At 74.2% G+C, this 3,096-nt stretch carries 4 protein-coding genes; 3 read left to right on the top strand and 1 reads right to left on the bottom strand.

Going from position 1 to position 3,096, the window contains the following annotated elements:
- Positions 1 to 382, top strand: a 382-nt coding sequence (locus AC30N0_RS11975) for an SDR family oxidoreductase (RefSeq protein ID WP_489518137.1), incomplete at its 5' end; no start/stop codon positions are given.
- 27 nt (positions 383 to 409) lie between these two features.
- Here AC30N0_RS11975 and AC30N0_RS11970 read toward each other — a convergent pair.
- Entirely contained in the window at positions 410 to 1,564 is a 1,155-nt protein-coding gene (locus tag AC30N0_RS11970; protein WP_489518136.1) for a trans-sulfuration enzyme family protein, read from the bottom strand.
- A gap of 73 nt (positions 1,565 to 1,637) precedes the next feature.
- Between AC30N0_RS11970 and AC30N0_RS11965 the strand changes: the two genes are divergently transcribed.
- Both AC30N0_RS11965 and AC30N0_RS11960 read left to right on the top strand, forming a co-directional pair.
- On the top strand, positions 1,638 to 2,297 hold the full coding sequence (locus AC30N0_RS11965; protein ID WP_489518135.1) for a cation efflux transmembrane domain-containing protein: 660 nt from the start codon (positions 1,638 to 1,640) through the stop codon (positions 2,295 to 2,297).
- 58 nt (positions 2,298 to 2,355) lie between these two features.
- On the top strand, positions 2,356 to 3,096 hold a 741-nt coding region (locus tag AC30N0_RS11960; RefSeq protein WP_489518134.1), incomplete at its 3' end, for a nucleotide-binding protein.

Here is a 3,096-nt window from a genome sequence, read left to right as displayed (position 1 = left end):
GATGATCGCGGCCGGCGGCGGCAGCATCATCAACATGGCCAGCATCGCCTCGAGCATCCGCGGCATCGCCAGCCGCTGCGTCTACGGCACGACGAAGGCGGCCGTCATCGGCCTGACCAAGAGCGTCGCCGCCGACTACATCCTGCAGGGTATCCGCTGCAACGCGCTCTGCCCCGGCACCGTCGACACGCCGTCGCTCGGCGAGCGGATCCGGGCCTACGCCGACCCGGTGGCGGCACGGCAGGCCTTCGTCGCCCGCCAGCCGATGGGCAGGCTGGCGCAGGCCGATGAGATCGCGCCGATGGTCGTCTTTCTGGCCAGCGACGAGTCCCGCTTCGCGACCGGACAGGCCTTCTGCATCGACGGCGGCATGACGATCTGAGCCGCCCGGCGCAGTGCGCCGCTTGACTCAGCGACGCGCCCGCCGCAGCGCCTGCTCGAGGTCGGCGATCAGGTCGCCGGCGTCCTCGATGCCCACCGACAGGCGCAGCAGGTCGGGCGGTGCCGGCGTGCCCGCACCCTCGACGCTGGCCCGGTGCTCGACTAGGCTCTCGACGCCGCCGAGCGAGGTCGCCCGCTTCCACAGGGCGACGTGTGCCGCGGTGGCGATCGCCGCCGCCTCGCCGCCGCGGACGCGGATCGACAGCATGCCGCCGAAGCCGCCCCGCATCTGCCGCTTCGAGACCGCATGCCCCTGCGATCCGGGCAGCCCCGGGTAGAGCACGGCCTCGACGTCCGCGTGGCCGGTGAAGTGCTCGGCGATGCGCTGCGCCGACTGCGAGGCGCAGCGCACGCGCAGGCAGAGCGTGCGCATGCCGCGCAGCAGCAGCCAGGCCTCGAAGGAGCCCAGGGTGGCCCCGAGCTGGGCCCGGATGGCCTTGATGCGCTGCCAGACCTCGCCGTCCTCGCGCGTCACCAGCACCCCGGCGATGAGGTCGGAGTGGCCGTTCAGGTACTTGGTGGCGGCGTGCATGACCAGGTCGGCGCCGTGCTCGAGCGGCCGCGTCAGCACCGGCGTGGCGACCGTCGAATCGACGGCGACCAGGGCACCGGCGCCGTGCGCGATGGCCGCCGTCGCGGCGATGTCGGTCACGGTCCAGAGCGGGTTGGCCGGCGTCTCGATCCAGACCAGCCGCGTCTGCCCGGGCCGGATCGCCGCGCTCACCGCGCCCGGGTCGGTCATGTCGATCAGCTCGACCTCCAGCCCCCAGCGCGTCGCGAAGGTCGTCAGCCAGTTGCGCAGCGACCAGTACATCACCTTCGGCGCCAGCACGTGGTCGCCCGGCGCGAGCGCCTGGAAGACCGCCGTCGCCGCCGCCATGCCGGAGGCGAACAGGGCCGCGTGCGCGCCCTGCTCGAGCTGGGCGATCACCGCCTCGGCCTGGTCGAAGGCCGGGTTGTCGGCGCGCGCGTAGACCCGGCCCGAGCGGTACTGGTTGTCGGTGTCGCGCAGGTAGGTCGACGAGACGTGGATCGGCGGCGTGATCGCCCGCGTCTTCTCGTCGATCCAGCCGAGCGCCTGGGCGGCGATGGTGTCGGGCTGGAGCGGGCGGGAGTCGTCCATCGTGCAGGGCCTCGAGCGGTGTTCAGGTGCGAGCCACTATAGGATCAACGCGGACCCCGCCCTCCACTGCGCCATGGCCGATTCCTGCTGCCCGCCCCCGCCCCCGTCGGCCGACCCCGCCTACCGCCGCGTCCTCTGGCTGGCGCTGCTGCTGAACGCGGCGATGTTCGCGGTCGAGGTGGCCGGCAGCGTCGGCTCCGGCTCGGTGTCGCTGCTCGCCGACGCCATCGACTTCCTCGGCGACGCCGCCAACTACGGCCTGTCGCTGGCCGTCCTCTCGCTGGCGATCACCTGGCGGGCTCGGGCCTCGCTGCTCAAGGCAGCGTCGATGGCCGCGTTCGGCGTCTTCGTTCTCGGCCGCGCGGCCTGGGTCTGGCTGGAGGGCGGCGTGCCCGAGCCGCTGACCATGGGCGCGATCGCCGCCCTGGCTCTGGCCGTCAACGTCTTCGTCGCGGCGACGCTTTACCGCTACCGCAGCGGCGACTCGAACATGCGCTCGGTCTGGATCTGCTCGCGCAACGACGCGCTCGGCAACATCGCCGTCGGTGCGGCCGCGTTCGGCGTGTTCGGCACTGGACGGGCCTGGCCCGACCTCGCCGTCGCCTGCGCCATGGCCGTCCTGGCGCTGACCGGCGCCTGGAGCGTCGTGCGCCTGGCCCGCCGCGAGCTGGCGGCGGCCGAGTGCGGCGTGCGCGCCACGGTCGAGGCGATTGGCCCGCCTTCACCGCCCTGATCCGGGCGCCGGCAGAGGCCTGCCGTGATCCAATCGCGACACTTCATCCGCGCTCAGCATGGCCGTCATCGCCGTCGTCAATCGCAAGGGAGGCAGCGGCAAGAGCACGCTGGCCACCCACCTCGCGGCCTTCTATGCCGGCCGCGGCGACACGGTCATGCTCGGCGACGTCGACCGCCAGCAGTCGACGCAGGGCTGGCTGCGCCAGCGTGCCACGCATGCCCTGCCCGGCTGCGCGCCCATCGTCGGCTGGGCCGTCGACCCGCGCCGCATCCTCCGGCCGCCGGCCGGCGTCCGCCACGTCGTCCTCGACACGCCCGGCGGCCTGCGCGGCTTCGACCTCGCCCGCGTCGCCGCCTTCGCCGACGTCATCGTCATGCCAGTCTGCCACTCCGTGTTCGACCGCGAGTCGGCGGCCGACTGCCACGCCGAGCTGAAGGCGCTGCCGCGCGTCGCCGAAGGGCGCTGCAAGGTGGTGGCGGTCGGCATGCGCATCGACGCCCGCACCCGCGGCGCCGAGGCGCTCGCCGCCTGGGCCGCCCGCCTCGGCCTGCCGTTCGCGGGCGTGGTGCGCGAGGCGCAGGCCTACGTCCGCACCGTCGAGCGCGGCCTGACCGTGTTCGACCTGCCGCCGGCGCAGGCGCAGGCGCACGTCGCCGAGTGGCAGCCGATCGTCGCCTGGATCGAGCCGTCGCTGAACGCGGTGCACCGCCCGGCCCTGCGGGGCAATCCCACCGTGCTGCGCGCCGCGCCGCTCCGCGCCAGTGCCCCGGCCGCCGAGCCCGCGCCGCGGCCGGGC

This window comes from Rhizobacter sp. (genome assembly GCF_031412495.1).
Classification (GTDB): Bacteria; Pseudomonadota; Gammaproteobacteria; order Burkholderiales; family Burkholderiaceae_C; genus Schlegelella_A.
This window is presented reverse-complemented; position numbering and strand designations above follow the sequence as displayed.

Excerpts from the sequence above, each read along its gene's own strand:
- AC30N0_RS11970 (WP_489518136.1), bottom strand. The coding sequence starts at position 1,564 with ATGGACGACTCCCGCCCGCTCCAGCCCGACACCATCGCCGCCCAGGCG.
- AC30N0_RS11965 (WP_489518135.1), top strand. The coding sequence starts at position 1,638 with ATGGCCGATTCCTGCTGCCCGCCCCCGCCCCCGTCGGCCGACCCCGCC.